The sequence below is a fragment of the Ventrimonas sp. genome (assembly GCF_048380235.1).
GTDB lineage: Bacteria > Bacillota > Clostridia > Lachnospirales > Lachnospiraceae > Brotaphodocola.
The window spans coordinates 50262-69946 of sequence record NZ_DBFCCJ010000017.1; the positions used below are offsets into that span (position 1 = coordinate 50262).

Below are 19685 nucleotides of genomic sequence, written 5' to 3' on the forward strand. Positions count from 1 at the left end.
GTTTTTTATCTCTAGCGGAGCCAATGAAGTACAAAATTCCACCGCATCTGCGGTTCTGTAGGCCCTCCTCGGAACTTCGGACCCTTTCGTGCTATTCCCTTAAATTGTTATATGCCTATTTTATTGCGTGATACATTTCATAGATTTTATCCAGATCATAGTTCGGTGACATTGGAGCTGCAATTTGGCAGACTGCTTTTACGAAATTCAGATCTAATTCCAAGAAATCAGCAATCTGTTCCGGGGAATGTTGTTTTTTGATTTTGATCAGGATCAAACGTATTGCCTCTTTAAGTTCTCCCTCAGCTCGTCCCTGAGCCATTCCCTCGGCTATTCCCTCACTCTTGCCACGCTCGTGCCCCATATTCCAGTACTGCTCCTGAAGCATTTTGTAGTTTTTTTCTTCGTCATATTCATAGATACTCATTTTCACAACCTCCGCTCGGTTCCTGCGCAGGAAATCTGCCATGATATCCTGATGAATACACTCATCAATTGCCTCATTGACTGCGCGTTTAAGGTTCATGCCGTTTTTTCGTTTTTCACGGACCAATGCAACAAACACGGAATAGTCATGAAGCTCCCGGCATTTTTCCATCAATTCTGCATTATAACCCTTGTTAATGTTTAATACCAGTGTTTCCAGTTCCAGGTATGGATGATCGGTTCTGGGGTGATAAAGATCAGAAAGACGAAGGACGGCTCGTTCCTTCATTTTCTGTTCTCCGTTGTAAAATACCACAAAACGAGGCTCCGGAATTGCTACCGGAAGTTCTCCATACAAAAACATGTCTTTTGTCAGCACCGAATAAAGATCTGCCACATACAACAGATTGCGCAGCGGCATGTTTGGATTTTTCGTAGACTGGTGTTCATACAGAAACAGCCGGTCACAGATCATAAAAGAGACATCGTTTTTCATGCCAAGATAAATGGCGTTTTCCAGGGTCGTGATGACCAGCTCTTCCGGATCCTGATATGCGGTGTCGTTCATTGCATTATAAAGTGCCAGAAGCGCCCGCTTTTCCTTAAAGATCATACGAAAGATCCGGTCTTTGTAAGCACGGACCGGAATGGGGTGTTTCAAAGCTTCCTCGGTCTGATCAAATGCAGTGGTCAATGTGTTTTTTGCCATAGGCATCTCCTTCCTTATGCCGGAATCCCACTCTGATTATCTTCATCATCCTGGAATCCCTTTGTGTTGATAGTTGGGTGTTCAAGCAAAGAAAAATTCCAGTAGATAATTCAGAATGGCCTCGCCATAGAAATGAGAGAACCGCAGGCTGTAATAATAAAATACACCATGACCAATGCGGTTGAAAAGAATATTTCTGCTTTGTCTATAACATATCATGTTTACAAACGCGCTGCAAGCTTTTTCTGGAAGTACCCTTATGCAGAAATACTTAAAGGAAGATAAAAATTTGAGTTACAAAGCTAAATAAAGGTCCGGAAGTGAATGAGACTGCCTTCCTACTGTATTGGCTTCGCTACGAAAATAAGAATGGCTGTGTTTATTATCGTAGAATAACCAATACAGTAGAAGGTTCGGTCAGACCATACAAAATTTCACAGCATCTGCTTATTCTGTATGGTCTGACCGAACCTTCGGACCCTATTGGTTATTCTTTACAATTCGTTACATAAAATCTGCCTGGCAGTACATAATCACTCCGTCTTTCATGGTCAGCTGCGGCACGATTACCTGATGACCGGTGAAGGTGTGACCGGTACGGTCGCTGTAAGGTACCTCTTTTTCTTTGACTTTGAAGATTACCAGATCTGCCTCTGTTCCCGGTGCCATGGATGCAAGGCTCTCACGGTGCACCAGTCTGGCCGGAACGCGGGTTACGGTATCTAATACCTCACTGAGGCTCATACCGAAGTCAAGGTACTTGCTCATGATTCTCGGCAGGCTGTGAAGCGGCTGTAAGAAGAAACCGGAGGTGTTGATATCTGAGCTGATAATGTCCGGTTTGAAGCCCTGGGCGACTGCTTTCTGCGCAATCTCCAGATCAAAGTTGTTGCAGCCGTTGCTGGCGTCAAACAGTACGCCGCGCTCTCTGGCTTTCAACAGTCCCTCACGGACCTTTCCGTCCGCATCCAGGCAGGTCTCTTTTCCTTTTCCCTGATAAATATGACAGATCATATCATCTTTACGGAGAATTCCTGCCAGCTTCTCTAAATCCATCACCGGATTGGTGACATGAACAGATACGTTGCAGCCCAGCTCCCCTGCCAGCTCCACGGTGGCACGGATGGATTCTTCTGCGTCCTCCGGGGCAATGATGCCCACAGACATACGGCTCTTTAAGCCTACCAGATTATCAGGATACTCCCGGAAAAGCTTTTTGATCTTGGGAATATCAAAATATTTCTTTTCCAGATGCTCCGGATAGCGGTCTGTTACCTGACCGCCGCTTCCTACAAGGAGCATGTTTAAGATCCGGACATCACTGTAGGCCATGGCACTTTTCCGGTACATCTCATAATTTGCCGCTCCGGTGCTTCCGCCATCCACTGCGGTGGTAACACCGCAAGGGAATGACGCTGCATCCGGGTTGATGCCGTTTTCTGTTCCATGATTAAAGTAATGCACGTGATAATCAATCCAGCCGGTCGTGACCTTGCATCCGGATGCATCCACTACCTGGTACTCTCCGGAAGGCATGCCGGAAATAATCATTCCGTTTTCTATCGCAATATCCTTCTTCTCCCATTTCTGTGCAGCCGGATCATAAATCTCTCCGCCTTTGATTACAAATGCTCCCATTGAACTTTTTACTCCTTATTTATTTTCATTCATTGCTTTTGATCGTGTTTTATGATTGCCTGGCCGTATTCCCGTGGCCAGCCTACTGCTTTGCCGCGTTAATCGCATCAAAGAGCTGGTTTACAATCTCATCACCAAGATCCTCTCTGACCATCTCATATACCGGCTCTGCCTTCTCGCGAAGTTCTGCCAATACAGAATCATCCAGGGTGATGATCTGACAGCCTGCGTCCTCACAGGTCTTCTTGTAGCCCTTAATGCTCTCATCGGCTTTGGAGTTGCCGTACTTGGTTGCCGCTGCCGCACATTCATCGACCAGAGTCTTTACATTCTCCGGAAGACTTCCGTACAGATCCTTATTCATATAGAAGGTAATGATGTGACCAAGATGATTGGTTTCTACCACGTACTTCTGAACCTCCTGCACATTGTTGCCGACAATGTTCATGTACGGGTTTTCCTGTCCATCAATGGTACCTTGCTGCAGACCCATGAATACCTCGGTGAACTGCATTGGGGTTGCAGCTGCGCCTAACGCATTCCAGTATGCGATATGATACTTGTTCGTCATAACGCGGATCTTCTGACCCTTTAAGTCTGCCAGGGTGTGAGTTTCCTTATTGGTAGTCAGCTCACGGAAGCCTGCGTCCGAGTAACCTAACATCTGAATACCGCCTGCGTTGCAGTACTCATTCATGACATTTACGAAATCACCTCGGAGTACGGAACGCATCTGTGCGGTATTGTCAAACAGGTTCGGCATATCAAATACCGCAAACTGCGGAATAAAGTCTACCAGGTCGGTGCTCATACCGGTTCCGATATCAATGGAACCGCCGATGACTGCCTCAGTGAACTCTGTTGTATTTCCTAACTGGCCGCCCGGATAAATATCCACGCTGATCTTGCCGCCGGATTTCTCATTGATGAGTTCTGCAAATTTATCTACCATCATATAGTTGATGGAAGTATCAGCTACTGTCATCGCTGCAGTCCAGTGATATTCACCGTCAATATCTGCCGGATCCACCGCGGTAATCTCATCACCCAGAGTTGTCTCATCTACTACCGTCTCTCTTACGGTATCAACTGCTGCAAGCAGCTTGTCTACGATCTCATTGCCCAGATCCTCACGAACCATGTCGTATACAACCTGTGCCTTGTCACGAAGCTCTGCCAGTACAGAATCATCCAGGGTGATGATCTGGCAGCCTGCATCCTCGCAGGTTTTCTTGTACTCAGCAATGCTCTCGTCTGCGCGGTCATTGCCATACTGAGTTGCTGCCTTTGCGCAGGCATCTACCAGTTCTCTTACATTATCCGGCAGTCCGTTGTAAAGGTCAGAGTTCATATAGAAGGTAATGATATGACCCAGATGATTGGTCTCTACCACATACTTCTGAACCTCCTGAACATTGTTGCCGACAATGTTCATGTACGGGTTTTCCTGACCGTCAATAGTACCCTGCTGAAGTCCCATGAATACCTCGGTAAACTGCATCGGAGTTGCTGCTGCGCCTACTGCATTCCAGTAAGCAATGTGATACTTATTGGTCATAACGCGGATCTTCTGGCCCTTTAAATCTGCCAGGGAGTGTGTCTCCTTGTTGGTGGTGAGCACACGGAAGCCTGCGTCAGAGTAACCTAACATCTGAATGCCGCCTGCGTTGCAGTAGTCGTTGATAACATCTACAAAATCACTCTGCAGTACAGCTCGCATCTGTGCAGTATTATCAAACAGGTTCGGCATATCGAACACCGCGAACTGCGGGATAAAGTCTACCAGATCGGTAGTCATACCGGTTCCGATGTCGATGGAGCCTCCAATAACTGCCTCGGTGAACTCCGTGGTGTTTCCTAACTGACCGCCCGGATAAATATCTACGCTGATCTTGCCGCCGGACTTCTCATTTACCAGCTCTGCAAATTTATCTACCATCATGTAGTTGATGGAGGTATCTGCTACCGTCATGGCTGCAGTCCAGTGATACTCGCCATCAATTTCAGACGGATCCAGTGCCGGAATGTCAGCGCCATAGTCACCGCTGTCTGCACTGCCTGTTCCGGTACCACCACCCTTATTTGCCGCAACCGCCTTGGTCTCCTCACCGGAAAGCAGGGTCGGAAGTCCCATGGAGATCTGCGGGATGTAGGTGATCATTCCCAGGGAAATCAGGAATGCCGCAATGTATGGCATGCAGGCCTTCGCCAGCTTCAGCATTGGTATCTTGGTCATGCCGGATGCCACAAACAGGTTGATGCCCATCGGCGGAGTTACCATACCGATTGCCAGGTTACAGGTCATGATGATACCAAAGTGTACCGGATCAATTCCTGCCGCGGTTGCGATCGGAACCATGATCGGGGTTAAGATCATGATGTTCGGGATGTTATCGATGATCATACCGCAAACCAGCATGATCAGGTTCATGATCAGAAGGATCACAATCTTATTATCAGAAATAGCCAGCACAGACTCACTGATAGTCTGCGGGTAACGCAGCAGAGTCAGACACTTTGCGAATGCGGAAGCCGCTGCGATAACAAACAGGATGTTGACGTAGGTTTTTGCACCCTCCATGAACACCTTACCGATGTTGCGGATGTTGATGGTCTTGTAAACGAAGATACATACAAACAGGCCGTAGAATACACTGATAACAGCGGACTCAGTCGGGCTGCAGACACCGGAGTAAATCGTACCCAGGATGATGACCGGAGTCATCAGGGCGAAGAAGCTTTCTTTCAATAATGGCCAGAAGCCTTTTGCACGGATTTCTTTGTAGCTCTTTAACAGCTTCTCTTTATCCTCACCATGCTTTTTGCAGTAATAGAAGCTGTAAAGCATCAGGGCAAAGCCGATCAGGAGTCCCGGGAAGATACCGGCAATAAACAGCTTAGACGGTGATGCATTGGCTGCGGCTGCATATACAATATAGGAAATACTCGGCGGGATGATAACACCCAGGCCGCCGGCTACCGTTACGATCGAGGTAGCGAATACCATATCGTAGCCCATCTCTACCAGGAACGGGATGGTCATGGCGCCGACTGCAGATACCGTTGCCGGTGCGGAGCCGGAAATTGCTGCGTAGAACATACAGGTTACAATAACTGCGCACGGGAAACCGGCTGTTTTATTGCCGATAAAATATCCGAAGAAATTGAACAGCTTTTCAGAAATACCACCCTGTGCCATGATCATACCGGATACCATGAACAGCGGTACTGCCAGCAGAGTAAAGCTGTTTAAGCCTGCAAACATGCCGCGGGCCACATCGCCTGCAGCATAGGAGAAGCTGGAATTTAACAGATTTGGCAGCATGGCCATCAGGCCGAACACGCCGCCGACCGGCATTGCTACTGCCAGCAGAATTGCCAGGATCAGGAAAAATAAACCGATTGCCATTTATTTGTCCTCCTTTTCTGTCTTCTTTGTCACTACCTTGTAAATCAGCTGGATATAACGCAGAATTCCAAGGGAAATACCAAATGCCATCGCACTATACACATTGGCGATCGGAATTCCAAGAGCCGGACTTGCCTGGTTTACTGCTGCCGCATTGGTAATGATCTCTGCAGTTCCCTTTAAAAGCCAGCATAAAAATACGACCATGACCACATCACAGATCAGTCCGAGAACCCTCTGTACAGACTTTGAGATCATGGATGTAAACGTATCCACCTTAATGCTTACTCCCAGGCGTACCGCGCATGGCAGAGAGAAGAAAGCAGAAAGTGCAAGACAGTAACAGCACACCTCATCTGACCAGCTCAGCGCATTGTGGAAACAATAACGCATAATGACATTGGCAAATGACAGACAGCTCATGACCACCAGCATGATGGCAAGAATCATGAGCTCAAAGTTTTTTTCGAGCCATTTGATTTGTTTCATAGTACCCAACTCCTTCATGTAAGTTTGCGCAGATGATCCAGCGTCCCGTATCACCGCTCCGTTTCAAAAAGCTTTTTGTTTTGTGTTATCATTATATCCGTGGTATAATCAGAAGTAAAATTACTTTGTTTTCTATTGATAAGAAGTAATACTTCTTACCAGTTCATGCTTTTTTCACAAAAAGATTTGTCTTTGTTAAGAAATAAGCATAGGTTTTTGATTATTATTACCAATAGGAGGAAGTTATGGATTTTCGACAGCTGGAATATATTGTGGCGATTGCCGAAAACAAGAGTATCTCAAAAGCAGCAGAAACTCTGTTCATTTCCCAGTCCGGGCTGAACCAGCAGCTCATCAAGCTGGAAAAGGAGCTTGGACTGCAGCTTTTTGACCGGAACAAGCATTTTCTGCGCCCTACAAAGGCCGGAGAGATCTATGTCAAAAATGCCATCGAGATTCTGAAAATCAAACGAAACACCTACACGGAGCTTGGAGATCTGAAAAAAGAGGCCACCGGTGAGATCAGCCTGGGACTTACCCACGAACACGGCATCGACCTGTTCACTTCAATCTTTACCGCTTTTAACCAGCGCTATCCCGGCATTACCTTTGCGCTGACGGAGGCAATCGTGGCCAGACAGAACGAGCTGCTGCTCTCCGGACAGCTGGACCTGGGCTTTGTCATGCTTCTGGAATCAGCCAGGATCAATCTGGAGTACATTACACTGTTTGAAGAAGACCTGATCCTGGGCGTACCGAAAAACCATCCGGAAGCCGCGCGGGCCAATCCCTTTGGCATGCCACTGGCCACCACAGATCTCAGACGGTTCTATGACAGTAAATTTTCTCTGATCTTTGGCACCTCCACCATGCGCCAGCTGGTAGATCCGCTGTTCCAGCAGGCTGGCTACAAGCCGCAGATCCTCATTGAAACCGCCATGAACCATGCGCTGATCCAGCTTGTAAGCAAGGGATTCTGCTGTACCATTCTTCCGTATTCCCGAATGCTGAACAGCCCTTACAGCGCTGACTGTGCATGGTTTAAGCTGCAGGGCCGCCCCAGATGGCAGGTATGCTTCGCCCGTCGAAAGGATACAAGCCTGAGCGAAGCACACCGCTATCTCATCCGCCTGGCCAAACGCTACGGTCAGAATCTGCAGGACCGGTTTATTTAAATGACCCAAACGAGAATATGCTTTTTTCACAGGACGCAATTTCCTGTCATATAAAATGAAAAAAGGTTCATGAAAACCAGCTCAGGATTTTCATGAACCTTACTCTTTTATGACAGATTTATCCCAGGATCATAGCCCAGATCGGAATGGTGACCAGTGAGAGCAAAGTGGACACGACAATACATTTGGTTGCAAACGTATAGTCACATCCATATTTTGCTGCCAGGATCGCAGAGGTACTTCCTGCCGGCATCCCCGTGATCAACAGACAAACACCGGTCAGAAACGGATCGATTCCCACCAGACGACAGGCTGCAAGCAGCAGCGCCGGCAGAATCGCCAGACGCAGCGCAGAGATAAACAGGGTATTGCCATCCAACATGCTGCGCAGAGACATACCGGAAAACATCATTCCGATCAGCACCATGGTCATGGCTGTGGTACAGCCGCCTGCGGAGCGCACCCCCTTATCCAGCGCACCGAAAAATACCCTTACAAGATCTGGCACCAGCGGGATGCCGCAGTTTAACACCGCATTATACAGCTGATTTAACGGAGCCTGGAAGATCATCAGGCCCAGTCCGATATAAACAGCCACAATACACGGATGTACAACCAGCTTCTTCACGACACTCTTCATATCCGGACTTTCGGTAAAGCAGGCAATGCCTGCAGACCACATCATCACGCGCATCGGGATAATAAAAATGGACGCATACATCATGCCTTCCGCGCCATAAATGCCCTGAGCGATCGGCAGTCCCAGAAAACCGGAGTTGGAAACGATGGTACAGTACTGCATAACACGTTTCACTTCCTTCGGTTTATGGTTATAAAGAACTTTGCTGAGAATATAACATACCAGCTGCACCAGCAGAGAAATTGCCAGCACAACCGCAAACTTTCTTAAAATATCCAGATTAAATTCCATCCGGAAAGAATTGATGATATTGCAGGGCAGAAAAAAATACAGAACCAGATCCGTTAAGATCCCTTTGGCGTCATCCTTCAAAATTCCCGTACTTTTTAAAACTGCCCCTGCAGCCACCAGAAAAAACATCATGACCTGCAGGGTCCATAAGTTACTGATGTCCATTGTGTCGCTCCCCTCTTCTGTCAATCTCATAAATATGGCCGGTCAGCAAGTGACCGGCCACACACAAGCCTGAATCTTCCGGCTTCTGTATTTATTTTATTTCAGCTGCATGCCTACACGGATCATGCGGAAGGTTCTGTCTGCCGCGTTTGCGTAAAGCTCCTCTGCACGCTCCAGAGCCTCTTCAATATCCATAGCACCGTTGATGGTCGGAATGATGCTCTCTACGCCAAAATCGTAGATTTTCTCTGCACCGTTGCCCATGCCGCCTACAATCGCAACAGCCGGAACGCCTTTTGCCTTGCAGCGCATACCAATACCGCTCGGTACCTTACCGAATGCGGACTGCCAGTCAATGCGGCCTTCACCGGTTACAACCAGATCCGTACCCTCTAACAGGCCATCGAAATCGATCAGATCCAGCACGGTCTCAATACCGGATTTTAAGTTTGCCTTTAAGAAGCCGCACAGAGCTGCACCCAGGCCGCCTGCTGCGCCTGCGCCTTCTTTATTCTCAACATCCATGTCCTTTGCGCGCATCACAGCCGCATAGTTCTTCATGCCTGCTTCCAGACGGTCCAGGATCTCCGGGGTACCGCCCTTCTGCTTGCCAAAGGTATAGGTTGCGCCGTCCGGTCCGGTCAGCGGGTTGGTAACATCGCACATAACGGTGATCTCAGCCTCAGCCACTGCCGGATGCAGGCCGCTCATATCGATATCAGCAACCTTTTCCAGATCAGAGCCAACACCGGTCAGCACGTTGCCCTGTGCATCCAGGAAACGAACGCCCAGTGCGCTCATAGCACCCATACCGCCATCGTTGGTAGCACTGCCGCCAATTGCGATGGAAAGCTTGCGGTAACCGTTGTCCAGAGCATCCTTGATCAGCTCGCCGGTGCCATAGCTTGTGGTATTTAACGGATTTCTCTTCTCAGTCGGAACCATCGGAAGTCCGGAAGCTGCTGCCATCTCGATGATAGCAGAGTCGCCATGGAACACACCGTAGGAAGCCTCAGTCTCCTCCATGAGCGGTCCATGAACTTTCACCTTGCGGTAATCACCCTTGGTAACAGCGATAACAGCGTCAACGGTTCCCTCACCGCCGTCTGCAACCGGAACACCAACCGTCTCACAGCCCGGGAAAATACGCTGTGCAGACTCATTTAACAGCTTGATGATCTGGTCAGAAGATAAAGTTCCCTTAAAAGAATCGGAAGCAAACAGTAATTTCATAAAGTCCTCCTTTTATATAGTGGAATCTATACTTTGCAATCTTATTCATTATAACAGAAAATGGACCGGCATTCCAGAAGAATCGCCGGTCCATCATTAATGCCGTAATGGTATTTTCGTTTATTATTCAGTTAAAATCAGAAATTAGAGCAGGCCAGCCTTGGTCATCTCAGCTTTGATCTTGTCTAATACCGGTCCCTCCGGAGTAGCCAGGTTCGGGGTATACGGAACACCGATGTTGCGGCCGCGTAAGTTAGCCATATCCTTTGCTGCTACCGGGAAGCTTGCGCCGTCCATGGACAGACGTACCGGATTTAATTTGAACTGAGCCTCAAGAGAACCCTGAAGATCACCGGCAACATACTTGTTGTATACGTCAGTGATCAGCTCCGGCATGAAGTTTGCTGCGGTACATACACCACCTACTGCGCCGTGGCACATGGAAGCATACAGCAGGGTATCCTTGCCGCCGAATACCTTGAAGTCCACGTCTCTGTTTCTGCGGATGAACTCAGAGGTCTGGGTGATATCACCGCTGGTATCCTTCATACCTACGATGTTCGGAACCTCATGAGCCAGTCTGTCAACCAGATTAGCGGAAAGGGTGTAGCCTACACGTCCCGGGTTGTTGTAAAGCAGTACCGGAGTCTCCGGAATTGCGTCTGCGATTGCTTTGAAGTGAGTGAACAGCTCGGTCTCAGTTGGCTTTAAGAACATCGGCTGCAGAACAGATACGCTTGCTGCGCCGTTTGCTACTGCCATCTTTGCAAGACGGATGCACTTCTTGGTGCTGATCGCACCGATACCGAAGTATACCGGAACACGTCCAGCGGCCTGATCTACAACGATCTTTAAGCCTCTCTCCATCTCGTCCTCTTCTACTACATAGAACTCACCGTTGCTGCCGAATAACAGGATGCCGCTTACGCCGCCATCGATTACGTAATCAACCTGACTGCGGATCGCAGCCTCGTCGATCAGCTCATCTTTGTCGATCGGGGTGATCATCGGGACAACTACGCCCTTAATAAAATCTGTATTCATACTATCTCCTTCCAGCGCACATGACGCCTTATCTGACACACTGCTGCCCACGGACCCGTAAGCAGCAGTGCATGATAACTTATTTTATATGATTGATGCGTTAAACTTATTTAACGATGCTGGTACCAGAAATCTTCTCGTAGTACTTAACGATGCTAGAGTGATCGTCTTTGTCGCATCCCTCAGATCTTAAGAACTGCATGATCTCCATCATCTCAGCGGTTAACGGAGCCGGAGAGCTGATTGCATGAGCTGCGTTCAGAGCGTTGTTCAGGTCTTTGATGTGAAGTTCGATACGGAAGCCCGGCTTGTAGTTGCCAGCTAACATCATCGGAGCCTTAGCATCCATAACGGTAGATCCAGCCAGACCACCGCGGATTGCCTGGTATACTAACTCAGGATCGGTGCCAGCTTTCTTAGCGAAGGTCAGAGCCTCAGCTACAGCTGCGATGTTGATAGCTACTACCATCTGGTTAGCCAGCTTAGCTACGTTACCGGAACCAAGGTCACCAACGTAAACTACAGAACCAGCCATAACCATCAGCATGTCATAGTACTTGTCGAACAGCTCTTTCTTACCGCCGCACATAACGGAAAGGGTACCGTCGATTGCTTTCGGCTCGCCACCGGATACCGGGCAGTCCAGCATATCGATGCCGTGCTTAGCCAGCTCAGCGCCGATTGCCTTGCTCTCGGTTGGGTCGATGGAGCTCATATCGATTACAACAAGACCCTCTTTTGCACCCTCAACAACACCGTTCTCGCCCAGAACTGCTGCTCTTACGTGCGGGGAGTTCGGAACCATGGTGATAACAACGTCAACCTGGGAAGCCAGGTCCTTGTTGCTCTCTGCTGCGGTTGCGCCGCAGGATACCAGGTCTGCTACTGCATCTTTATTGAAATCGAAAACAACCAGCTCGTGACCTGCTTTAACCAGGTTCTTTGCCATCGGTCTTCCCATGATACCTAATCCGATAAATCCAATTTTCATTTTGAATTCCTCTCTTTCTTTGAAAAAAGTAAATCTTCTTTTGGTTTCCCTGACAGGAGTTTTGCCTTGCGGCTCCCTCGCTATCAGCTTATGTCTGCATTATAATCAAACGCGGTGTATCAAACAATGGGCAGAATGTCCAAATTCGAGGTCTAAAATAATGCAAATGTGATATTTTTGCAATTTTATTTCATTTTAATTGCATGTATTTTCATTTTCATGTCACTTTCAATTCAGAAAGGATGTTCAAAACTTTTTACAGGTCCTTTATGATATATTTTTTCGACTTCTATTTATACAGCCCTTTCATGATATCTGCCAGCTCCAACGGATCGGTAGTCTGGCACATTCTTGCCATACGCTCATTGTCAAATTCACGAAGTTCTTTCGCTTTCTCCAGCACTTCTTTTAAGTATTTGCGCGGGAATTTCACAGCTCCGCTCTCATCCATATGAATTACTTCCATCGGGGCTACATCCATACCGCACATGCTGACTGGCACATTTACTGCCTCAACGGCCGCAGTACCGTGTCCGGCTACGGTTCCCGGGAACATGCACTGCACCTTCATCGGACGCATCTCGTCGATATCTCTTGCCGGAGCGTCTCCAATGACGCCAACCACACCAAGCTGCTTGAAAGCCGTCATCATGTTGCCGCCAATCAGCGCGTTCCGGTTCTTCATTCTTTCAGAAAAATTTTCTTTCAGGAACAGGATGACCGGGCCCTCTGCCTCCGCGATTTCCACCAGAACATCCTTGAACTCCAGGCGTTTAAAGGCTGGATCCACCATTCCGTAAACCGCTGTCACCGCATAACCACACCGTGGCCCAAGTTCCGGATACAGGCATCTCAAACGGTTATCCGTATACCAGTTCACCTGCTGCGGATCATACAAGCCAAGGCATGCGCTCATAGCCGGATAAGTTGCCACCACGTTAGTGATGGTAGGCGTATCAAACTCCTCCAGTTCCTTCATGATTTTAATTTCTTCTTCCTGTGTCAGTTTTTCTCTTGCCATGCTTTTCCTCCCTCAGAATAACAAAAACAGGAGCACAGATTTTCTCTACACTCCTATTTTCAAATCAAATTACATCATTATGCTGCAGCCTTTGTTTCTTTGGACTTCTTATAGGTGCCATATGCGGTATAAACAACCGCGATTACGGTACTGATCAGGAAGAAGGCTGCAATCGGAGACTGGATGATCGGCAAAAAGCTTCCGTCCGTCTTCATCAGAGACCTTCTTAAATAGGTTTCCAGTGATGGGGCCAGAATGAATCCGACAACCAACGGGGCCAACGGATATTTATGTTTCTTCAGAATGTATCCAAGCACACCAAACAGTACCATGATGAAGATATCCAGCACGTTGTTATTTGCACAGTAAGAACCAACGAAGCAGCATACGATAACTACCGGAAGCAGCAGAGTGGACGGAATCGACAGCATCTTGGTAAACAGCGGAAGTCCGAAATACTCAATCAGGAAAAATGCTATGTTCGCTACAATGAAGGTCGCAAGGATTGCATATACCAGGGCACCGCTGGTCTTAAACAGAAGCGGGCCAGGAATCACATCGTGCATCTGGAAACCGGCCAGGATAACCGAGGTTGCATTATCACCAGGAATACCAAGGGTCAGCAGAATGATAACCGCACCACCGACTGTTGCATTATTTGCTGTTTCAGATGCAACGACGCCATCAACCACACCTGTCCCAAACTTCTCCGGATATTTAGACGTTTTTTTCGCATAAGAGTATGCCATCAGGTTACTTACATTACCGCCAAGCCCTGGAAGAATACCGATGACCAATCCGATCAGGGCACACGGAATTGCGGTCTTCAGATGGAAGAAGAACTCCTTTACAGAAATACCAAAGCCTTTGACTTTCTTCTGTAGCACATTGGTTTCCAGTGCGGCGCTGCCATCTCCTTCAGCCAGAACATCCTTCTTATTCTTTGCAGTCATCATGATCTGAGATACCGCAAACAAACCAATCAGAACCGGCACTAGGCTGAAACCGTTTGCCAGCTTGTTGATACCGAATGTATAACGATAATAAGAGCTTAAACTGTCGGTTCCTACAAAACCAAGAGCAACACCCATCAAGCAGGATAACAGGCCCTTAGTCATACTTCCCTCAGACAGTGCAGATACGGTAGTCAACGCAAACAGGATGATCGCAAAGTAATCGTACGAGCTGAACTTTAATGCAACGCGGGCAATGTACGGTCCTACAAAAGACAGTACCAGAGCACCAAAGATACCTCCGATGAAGGAGAACAGCACTGCGGTTCCCAGTGCTTTTTTTGCCTCGCCCTTCTGAGCCATCGGATAACCATCAAAACAGGTTGCAATGGAAGACGGGGTACCCGGAATTCCAAGCAGGATTGCGGAGATCAGGCCGCCGGAACATCCGCCTACATAGACTGCCATCAGAAATGAAATACCGTTTACCGGCTCCATGCCAAATGTAAACGGTAGCATGATCGCAAGTGCAGTAAATGCAGATAAGCCCGGAAGCGCACCGATAACCAATCCGCCAAACACACCGCCGACAATCAGCGCCAGCGTAACTGGATTCATAATTGAAACAAATCCCTGTAATAACTCCATGATTGCTCCTCCTTCTAGTAAAATAATGCGCCTTCTGGAAGCTTAATACTGAATACATTCCAGAATACGGTATTTAAGAATATTGGAACAATAACAGCTACCAGAATCAAAATGACCATTTTCTTTTTGTCTTTTAGTTCATCTTTTCTCATGAGCACAACACCTTCAAAAAGAAGATATAAAATAGAAGTAAGCGTGAAGCCGATTCCCAACACCAACAGATAGTATGCAAACAATGCAACGGTAGTCAGCAGAAATGGACAGTTCAGTTTTGCAGCTTCTTTTTCTTCCTTTACACCAACATCCTTTAGTTTCTTTAGTTCACCCACGGCACTGAGCAGCTGAAAAATGGAAAGAATTCCGATCAGAACAGCTACGACTCTCGGGAAGAATCTGGACCCCAGAATGTCGGACGTGGTTGCCGGAATCCAGTAGGATCCAGCAAAAATAAATACACCGAACAGAAAGAATACGATTGAAGAGCAAATATCATTGCGTTTTTCTTTCATAATTATCCTCCTATGCTACATTAATGATCTATCAGAATTCCGAGAGATCATCATTTAAAGAAAAAGCAGGAGGGACAATAAATGTTATATCGTCCCTCCCGAATCTTATATCCGAATTACTGCTGAGCCAGGAACGCATCTTTGTACGGAAGAAGTCCATCCTCATACATCTTGTTTGCGAAATCCTGTGCTTCCTGTCCCTTCATAAAGTCTACGGTCAGGTAGTAGCCTTCTACGGTAGAAACAAACTCCGGGTCCTCACAAACCTTCTCGATTACATCTGCAAGAGCGTCAACGGTCTCATCCGGAACCTCAGGACCAGTACCTACCCAGAAGAACTTGCTGAAGTCGATATCTGCCAAACCGTAATCAGATGCCATCGGAACATCCGGAAGCAGGTCGTTCTTCTCTGCACCTAACAGGCACAACGGAATGAACTCGCCAGTGCTGAAGTAGTCAGTAGCCAGTGCGTAAGAAATGTTGATCACATCAGTCTGCTCACCAAGCAGTGCGGTCATCTTTGCTGCGTTGTTGCCGACATCTACAAATTTCAGGTTTGCATCCCATTTCTCGTTCATGGCAATGCCGCAGATCTGGTTGGAAGCGCCGATCTTTCCGCCGTACTCAATGGAGTTCGGAGCTGCCTGGGAAGCTGTCAGTAAATCTTCCAGAGTATTCCATCCGGAATTCTTATTAACTGCAAGTACCGTTGTATTATCAATCAACGGAATAGCCACTGTCTTAAAGCTGTCAATATTGATTTGAGAACTGCCCTGCATGTACGGTACAAACAGATCCGTTCCGTTTACGACCAGCGTGGTTCCGTCCGGTTTTGCATCCAGGCACTCCTGCATGCCCATGACGGTTGCACCACCATCTACGTTCTTAACAACCACATTGACACCTGCGTATTTCTGCATGTACTGTGCAAGAAGACGGGTGTTTCTATCGGTATCACCGCCTGCCTTAACCGGACAGATCAGAGTGATGGTATCTTTAAACTCGTAATCAGAAGTTGCTGCTTCAGAACCTGTCTCGGAAGCCTCCTCAGCCTTGGTTTCCTCTGCTGCTGCCTTGGTGCTCTCTGCTGTCGGTGCTGCAGTGGTCTCTGCTGCCTTCTGAGAACCACACCCAGCCAGCATGGATGCTGCCATTGCTGTTCCGAGTACTACGCCTGCAATTTTCTTTTTCATAACAAAACCTCCATTCGTATAATTTCAGTAAAACAGAACAATTTCTTCATCTATTCTGTTTTCTTCTCCCTTACACGTGACATTATACCGATTCAGTTTTATAGAAACAATTGTCAAAGACACGAAAAAGCCCTACCATCATTATTCATGTTGGTAAGGCTTTCAATTTTTATTTCAAATGCGTTATATTTTATTTCAACATTTACATTTTAGATTGCAATCTGATTCTCAATTAAACTTCGATCCCATATTTTTTCATATACCGCCACAAAGTCACCTTGCTGATACCCAGCGCCTCTGCCGTCTTTTCCCGGTTTCCGCAATAATGACGGAGTGTCTCCTGGATTTTGGCAGCCTCTTCCGTATGGATCAGGGCAGTATACTGCTTCTCCTTTTTCCCAGTCTGTAAAAGCTGCGCATACAGAACGTCCGACTGACTTTCCTCACCCAGCCCTTCCGATTCCTCTGGATACAAGCTCTGCAAAAGGCGTACAATGGAAACTTCATCAAACACCCGCTTTTTCGCTGTCAATACCAGCCGGTCCATAAAACTGTCAATCTGAAAGAGATTTCCCGGCCAGGGATAGCGGCTCAAAATGATTTTTGCTCCTTCTGTCAGAATATGGTAATGGGAATAACGTTCACAGCTCCGCTGGAATGCCTGCGCAATCTTCTGGTTCAGATCCTCCTTCCGCTCCCGAAGCGGCGGCACCTCCAATTCCAGGCCGGAAAGAAGGTAAAACAGATCCTTGCGCATTTTCCCTTCTTTCACCAGCTGATCCAACGACCGGCTGACCGTTGCGATCACCCGGACATCCAGCTTACGCAGATTTCCAATCTGCGCCCCGTAGTAAACGTGAAAACGGATCAGCTGGTATAAACGATACTGATTTGGAAATGACAGCTGGTCTGCATCCTGTAAAAGCAGAGTACCTCCCTGTGCCTGCACAGCTGCGCCCTTTTCTCCAAAAATCAGATTCCATTGTTCCTGTTCAGCCAGTCCTTCACATGGAATGTCCAAAAACGGGCCGGTCCGGCGCATACTACTGTTGTGGATGCTCTCCGCAATGATGCGCCGTTCTGTTCCAGGCTCACCGCGAAGAACTACCGGCTGCTCTGAATAAGCAAACAATTTTGCCAACTGCACACACTCCTGCATCTTCTCAGACTCCTGAATAATATCTGAGAACTGGGCCATAACTGGCATGTACTTCTTTTTTCGGTCCGCATCTGTTTCCACCTCGGGCTTTTCCAACTGTGGTCTCCGTATCCGATGACAGGTCACAATGGCTCCATCTACTTTTTCATCCACCACGATCGGCGCAATTATAGCAAACAGTAACGTATGATTCCGCTCAAGCTGAATGGAATAATCCCTTCCCTCTTCCAAAATCCATTGCAGGGATTCCCGGCGGATTTCCGGAAAAATATCACACAAATGACTGCCGCGGATTTCTTCCGCCTTTTTCTGAATGAGCCCTTCCATCATGACGTTCGCTGAAACAATATTCCCATATCCGTCAATCTGAATGATTCCATTATCAGAATAGTCGATCAGGGTTTCCATCTGAGCAACCGAACGTTTCTCAACGCCCATTGCGTAGTCCATACGTTCTGCAGTTTTCAAGGCCTGGCGCATGGATTCTTCCGTGGATGTCAGATACAACGACTTAATCTGATACTGCTCCGTAATAACAAGAACCGACTCGCCACCGATAATCAGATCACACTGGTCATTGACCGCCCTTTTTACCTGTCCCTGGATTTCATCGCTGTTGTCAACAAAATAGGTTCGAAAATCCACATCATACAGCTCGCTGAAACGGGACATATCCGAAAACATATTCGGAAATCCCACCACGGCAATCCTGGGATTCGGCTTATTCACAATCTGCTTTGCTTTTACGACCAAAAGTCCCATTTCCTGCGCAGTCATGGTAATTTCTACAACCGGAATAGCCATATATTTTTTCAACAGCAGTGCCTGCAATCCTCTTGTAATGATGATCGTGACGCCTTCTTCGACTGCACGCTTTGCTTCTGTCAGCACACCTTGTGGATTCGTCTGCTTTACCTCTTCCACATCCAGATCATAATCTGGCAGCAGATTATGCGCCTGATACAGCATCTCTTCTTGCGGCAAAAATAACGCTATCTTTCCCATACTTTTCTCCCATTTTTAACGTATTCTTTGCATGTTTTTAACAGTATTTTTTACTCATTATATCGTTTTCCCTGATTCTGCGCAAGAAATGAATCCGAAGACGCGCCACTGGCGTCTGCCCGATATGCATAGCAACAAAAGAAAGGCCTGTCACACCGCAGTTTTATCCGCAGCCATAACAAGCCCTTCATCATTTTATTGTTATTTATCATTTTCCCATGCATACATGGGATTCTGTACACAGCGTTTTCCACCGCTGATCTCTAACGCAACTCCATTGATATAATCTGCCGCGTCTGACGCGAGAAAGACGAGTGCTCTTGCAAGATCTTCCGGCTCTCCGGCTCTTTTGCATGGAATATCTTTCAGGATCATATCACCCATCCGTTCAAAATTCGGACGGCTGATTTCCGTGCGGATTGCGCCTGGAATATAGGCAACTACCCGGATGTGATAAGGCGCAAACTCTGCAGCCATTGTCTTTGTCAGACTGAGCACTCCACTCTTGCAGGCCGCATAAGGTGCTTTTCCCGCATAGGGAGAAATTGCCGCATAGGAGGAACAATTTAAAATCACACCGCCTCCGGTCTGTTTCATTCTTCTGGCAGCCGCTGTTCCGCCAATAAAGACAGACGTTAAATTGGTGCTTACCATATCCTGAAACTCCTCTGCGGAATAATCCAGCAGCATCTGAAAATGATTCGCCCCTGCATTATTGACCCAGACATCAATCTTCCCGTAACGGTCCACAATATCCTGTGCAAAGGCTTCTACCTGTTCCTGTTCCCGGACATCTACTTTCCGGGTATAAAGATCGTATCCTTTTTTCGCAAATTCTTCCTTTGTTTCCTGCAGCCGTTCTTCCATTCGGGCACAAATGCACACCTGGCAGCCTTCCTCAGCAAAAGCAAGCGCTGCGGCTTTTCCAATTCCCTGAGAACCACCAGTAATCACGACCACTTTGCCGTTCATGTATAAATCCATACG

Annotated in this window: 15 protein-coding genes and 1 pseudogene; 1 reads left to right on the forward strand and 15 read right to left on the reverse strand. The window is 47.4% G+C overall.

Annotated features, from left to right (window positions below):
- Positions 1-115: 115 nt before the first annotated feature.
- The 5 genes and pseudogenes from ACMP1L_RS02600 to ACMP1L_RS02615 all read right to left on the reverse strand — a co-directional run bounded on the left by ACMP1L_RS02600 (position 116) and on the right by ACMP1L_RS02615 (position 6671).
- Positions 116-1135 (reverse strand): RpnC/YadD family protein, encoded by a 1020-nt coding sequence (locus tag ACMP1L_RS02600; protein ID WP_418451930.1) that lies wholly within the window; start codon positions 1133-1135, stop codon positions 116-118.
- Positions 1136-1639: 504 nt separating this feature from the next.
- Positions 1640-2773 (reverse strand): metallo-dependent hydrolase, encoded by a 1134-nt coding sequence (locus tag ACMP1L_RS02605; RefSeq protein ID WP_118733878.1) that lies wholly within the window; start codon positions 2771-2773, stop codon positions 1640-1642.
- 82 nt (positions 2774-2855) lie between these two features.
- Positions 2856-4907: a TRAP transporter substrate-binding protein gene (locus tag ACMP1L_RS14055; RefSeq protein WP_475544511.1), complete on the reverse strand. Its 2052-nt coding sequence runs from the start codon at positions 4905-4907 to the stop codon at positions 2856-2858.
- A pseudogene (locus ACMP1L_RS14060) lies at positions 4890-6182 on the reverse strand (TRAP transporter large permease); the annotation flags it as partial. The pseudogene ACMP1L_RS14060 and the gene ACMP1L_RS14055, both read right to left, overlap by 18 nt.
- Positions 6183-6671 (reverse strand): TRAP transporter small permease, encoded by a 489-nt coding sequence (locus ACMP1L_RS02615; protein ID WP_418451932.1) that lies wholly within the window; start codon positions 6669-6671, stop codon positions 6183-6185.
- Positions 6672-6916: 245 nt separating this feature from the next.
- Here ACMP1L_RS02615 and ACMP1L_RS02620 point away from each other — a divergent pair, with 245 nt between their 5' ends.
- Complete coding sequence (locus ACMP1L_RS02620) at positions 6917-7846, forward strand: LysR family transcriptional regulator (RefSeq protein WP_177303379.1); 930 nt, start codon at positions 6917-6919, stop codon at positions 7844-7846.
- A 118-nt stretch (positions 7847-7964) separates the two neighbouring features.
- On the opposite strand, the gene ACMP1L_RS02625 is transcribed toward ACMP1L_RS02620, so the two are convergent.
- From ACMP1L_RS02625 to ACMP1L_RS02670, 10 genes are all read right to left on the reverse strand, one after another.
- Positions 7965-8942 carry an AEC family transporter gene (locus ACMP1L_RS02625; protein ID WP_177303378.1) on the reverse strand — a complete coding sequence of 326 codons (978 nt, stop codon included), beginning with the start codon at positions 8940-8942 and terminating at the stop codon, positions 7965-7967.
- A 96-nt stretch (positions 8943-9038) separates the two neighbouring features.
- A complete protein-coding gene (locus ACMP1L_RS02630) occupies positions 9039-10175 on the reverse strand; it encodes a glycerate kinase family protein (protein WP_418451933.1) in 1137 nt (378 codons plus the stop codon).
- A 144-nt stretch (positions 10176-10319) separates the two neighbouring features.
- The gene (locus ACMP1L_RS02635; protein WP_418451934.1) at positions 10320-11219 is read right to left on the reverse strand and encodes a dihydrodipicolinate synthase family protein; all 900 of its coding nucleotides are present in this window, start codon (positions 11217-11219) and stop codon (positions 10320-10322) included.
- A gap of 106 nt (positions 11220-11325) precedes the next feature.
- Complete coding sequence (gene garR, locus ACMP1L_RS02640; RefSeq protein ID WP_418451971.1) at positions 11326-12297, reverse strand: 2-hydroxy-3-oxopropionate reductase; 972 nt, start codon at positions 12295-12297, stop codon at positions 11326-11328.
- Between the two features lie 202 nt (positions 12298-12499).
- Positions 12500-13231, reverse strand: coding sequence for an RraA family protein (locus tag ACMP1L_RS02645; RefSeq protein ID WP_418451935.1), 732 nt, complete (start codon positions 13229-13231; stop codon positions 12500-12502).
- A gap of 77 nt (positions 13232-13308) precedes the next feature.
- On the reverse strand, positions 13309-14832 hold the full coding sequence (locus ACMP1L_RS02650; RefSeq protein WP_418451936.1) for a tripartite tricarboxylate transporter permease: 1524 nt from the start codon (positions 14830-14832) through the stop codon (positions 13309-13311).
- Between the two features lie 14 nt (positions 14833-14846).
- Positions 14847-15341 (reverse strand): tripartite tricarboxylate transporter TctB family protein, encoded by a 495-nt coding sequence (locus ACMP1L_RS02655; RefSeq protein ID WP_418451937.1) that lies wholly within the window; start codon positions 15339-15341, stop codon positions 14847-14849.
- A gap of 116 nt (positions 15342-15457) precedes the next feature.
- Positions 15458-16534, reverse strand: coding sequence for a tripartite tricarboxylate transporter substrate binding protein (locus tag ACMP1L_RS02660; protein ID WP_418451938.1), 1077 nt, complete (start codon positions 16532-16534; stop codon positions 15458-15460).
- A 232-nt stretch (positions 16535-16766) separates the two neighbouring features.
- Entirely contained in the window at positions 16767-18698 is a 1932-nt protein-coding gene (locus ACMP1L_RS02665; RefSeq protein WP_418451939.1) for a sigma-54-dependent Fis family transcriptional regulator, read from the reverse strand.
- Between the two features lie 201 nt (positions 18699-18899).
- The gene (locus tag ACMP1L_RS02670; RefSeq protein ID WP_418451940.1) at positions 18900-19682 is read right to left on the reverse strand and encodes an SDR family NAD(P)-dependent oxidoreductase; all 783 of its coding nucleotides are present in this window, start codon (positions 19680-19682) and stop codon (positions 18900-18902) included.
- Between the last annotated feature and the right edge of the window lie 3 nt (positions 19683-19685).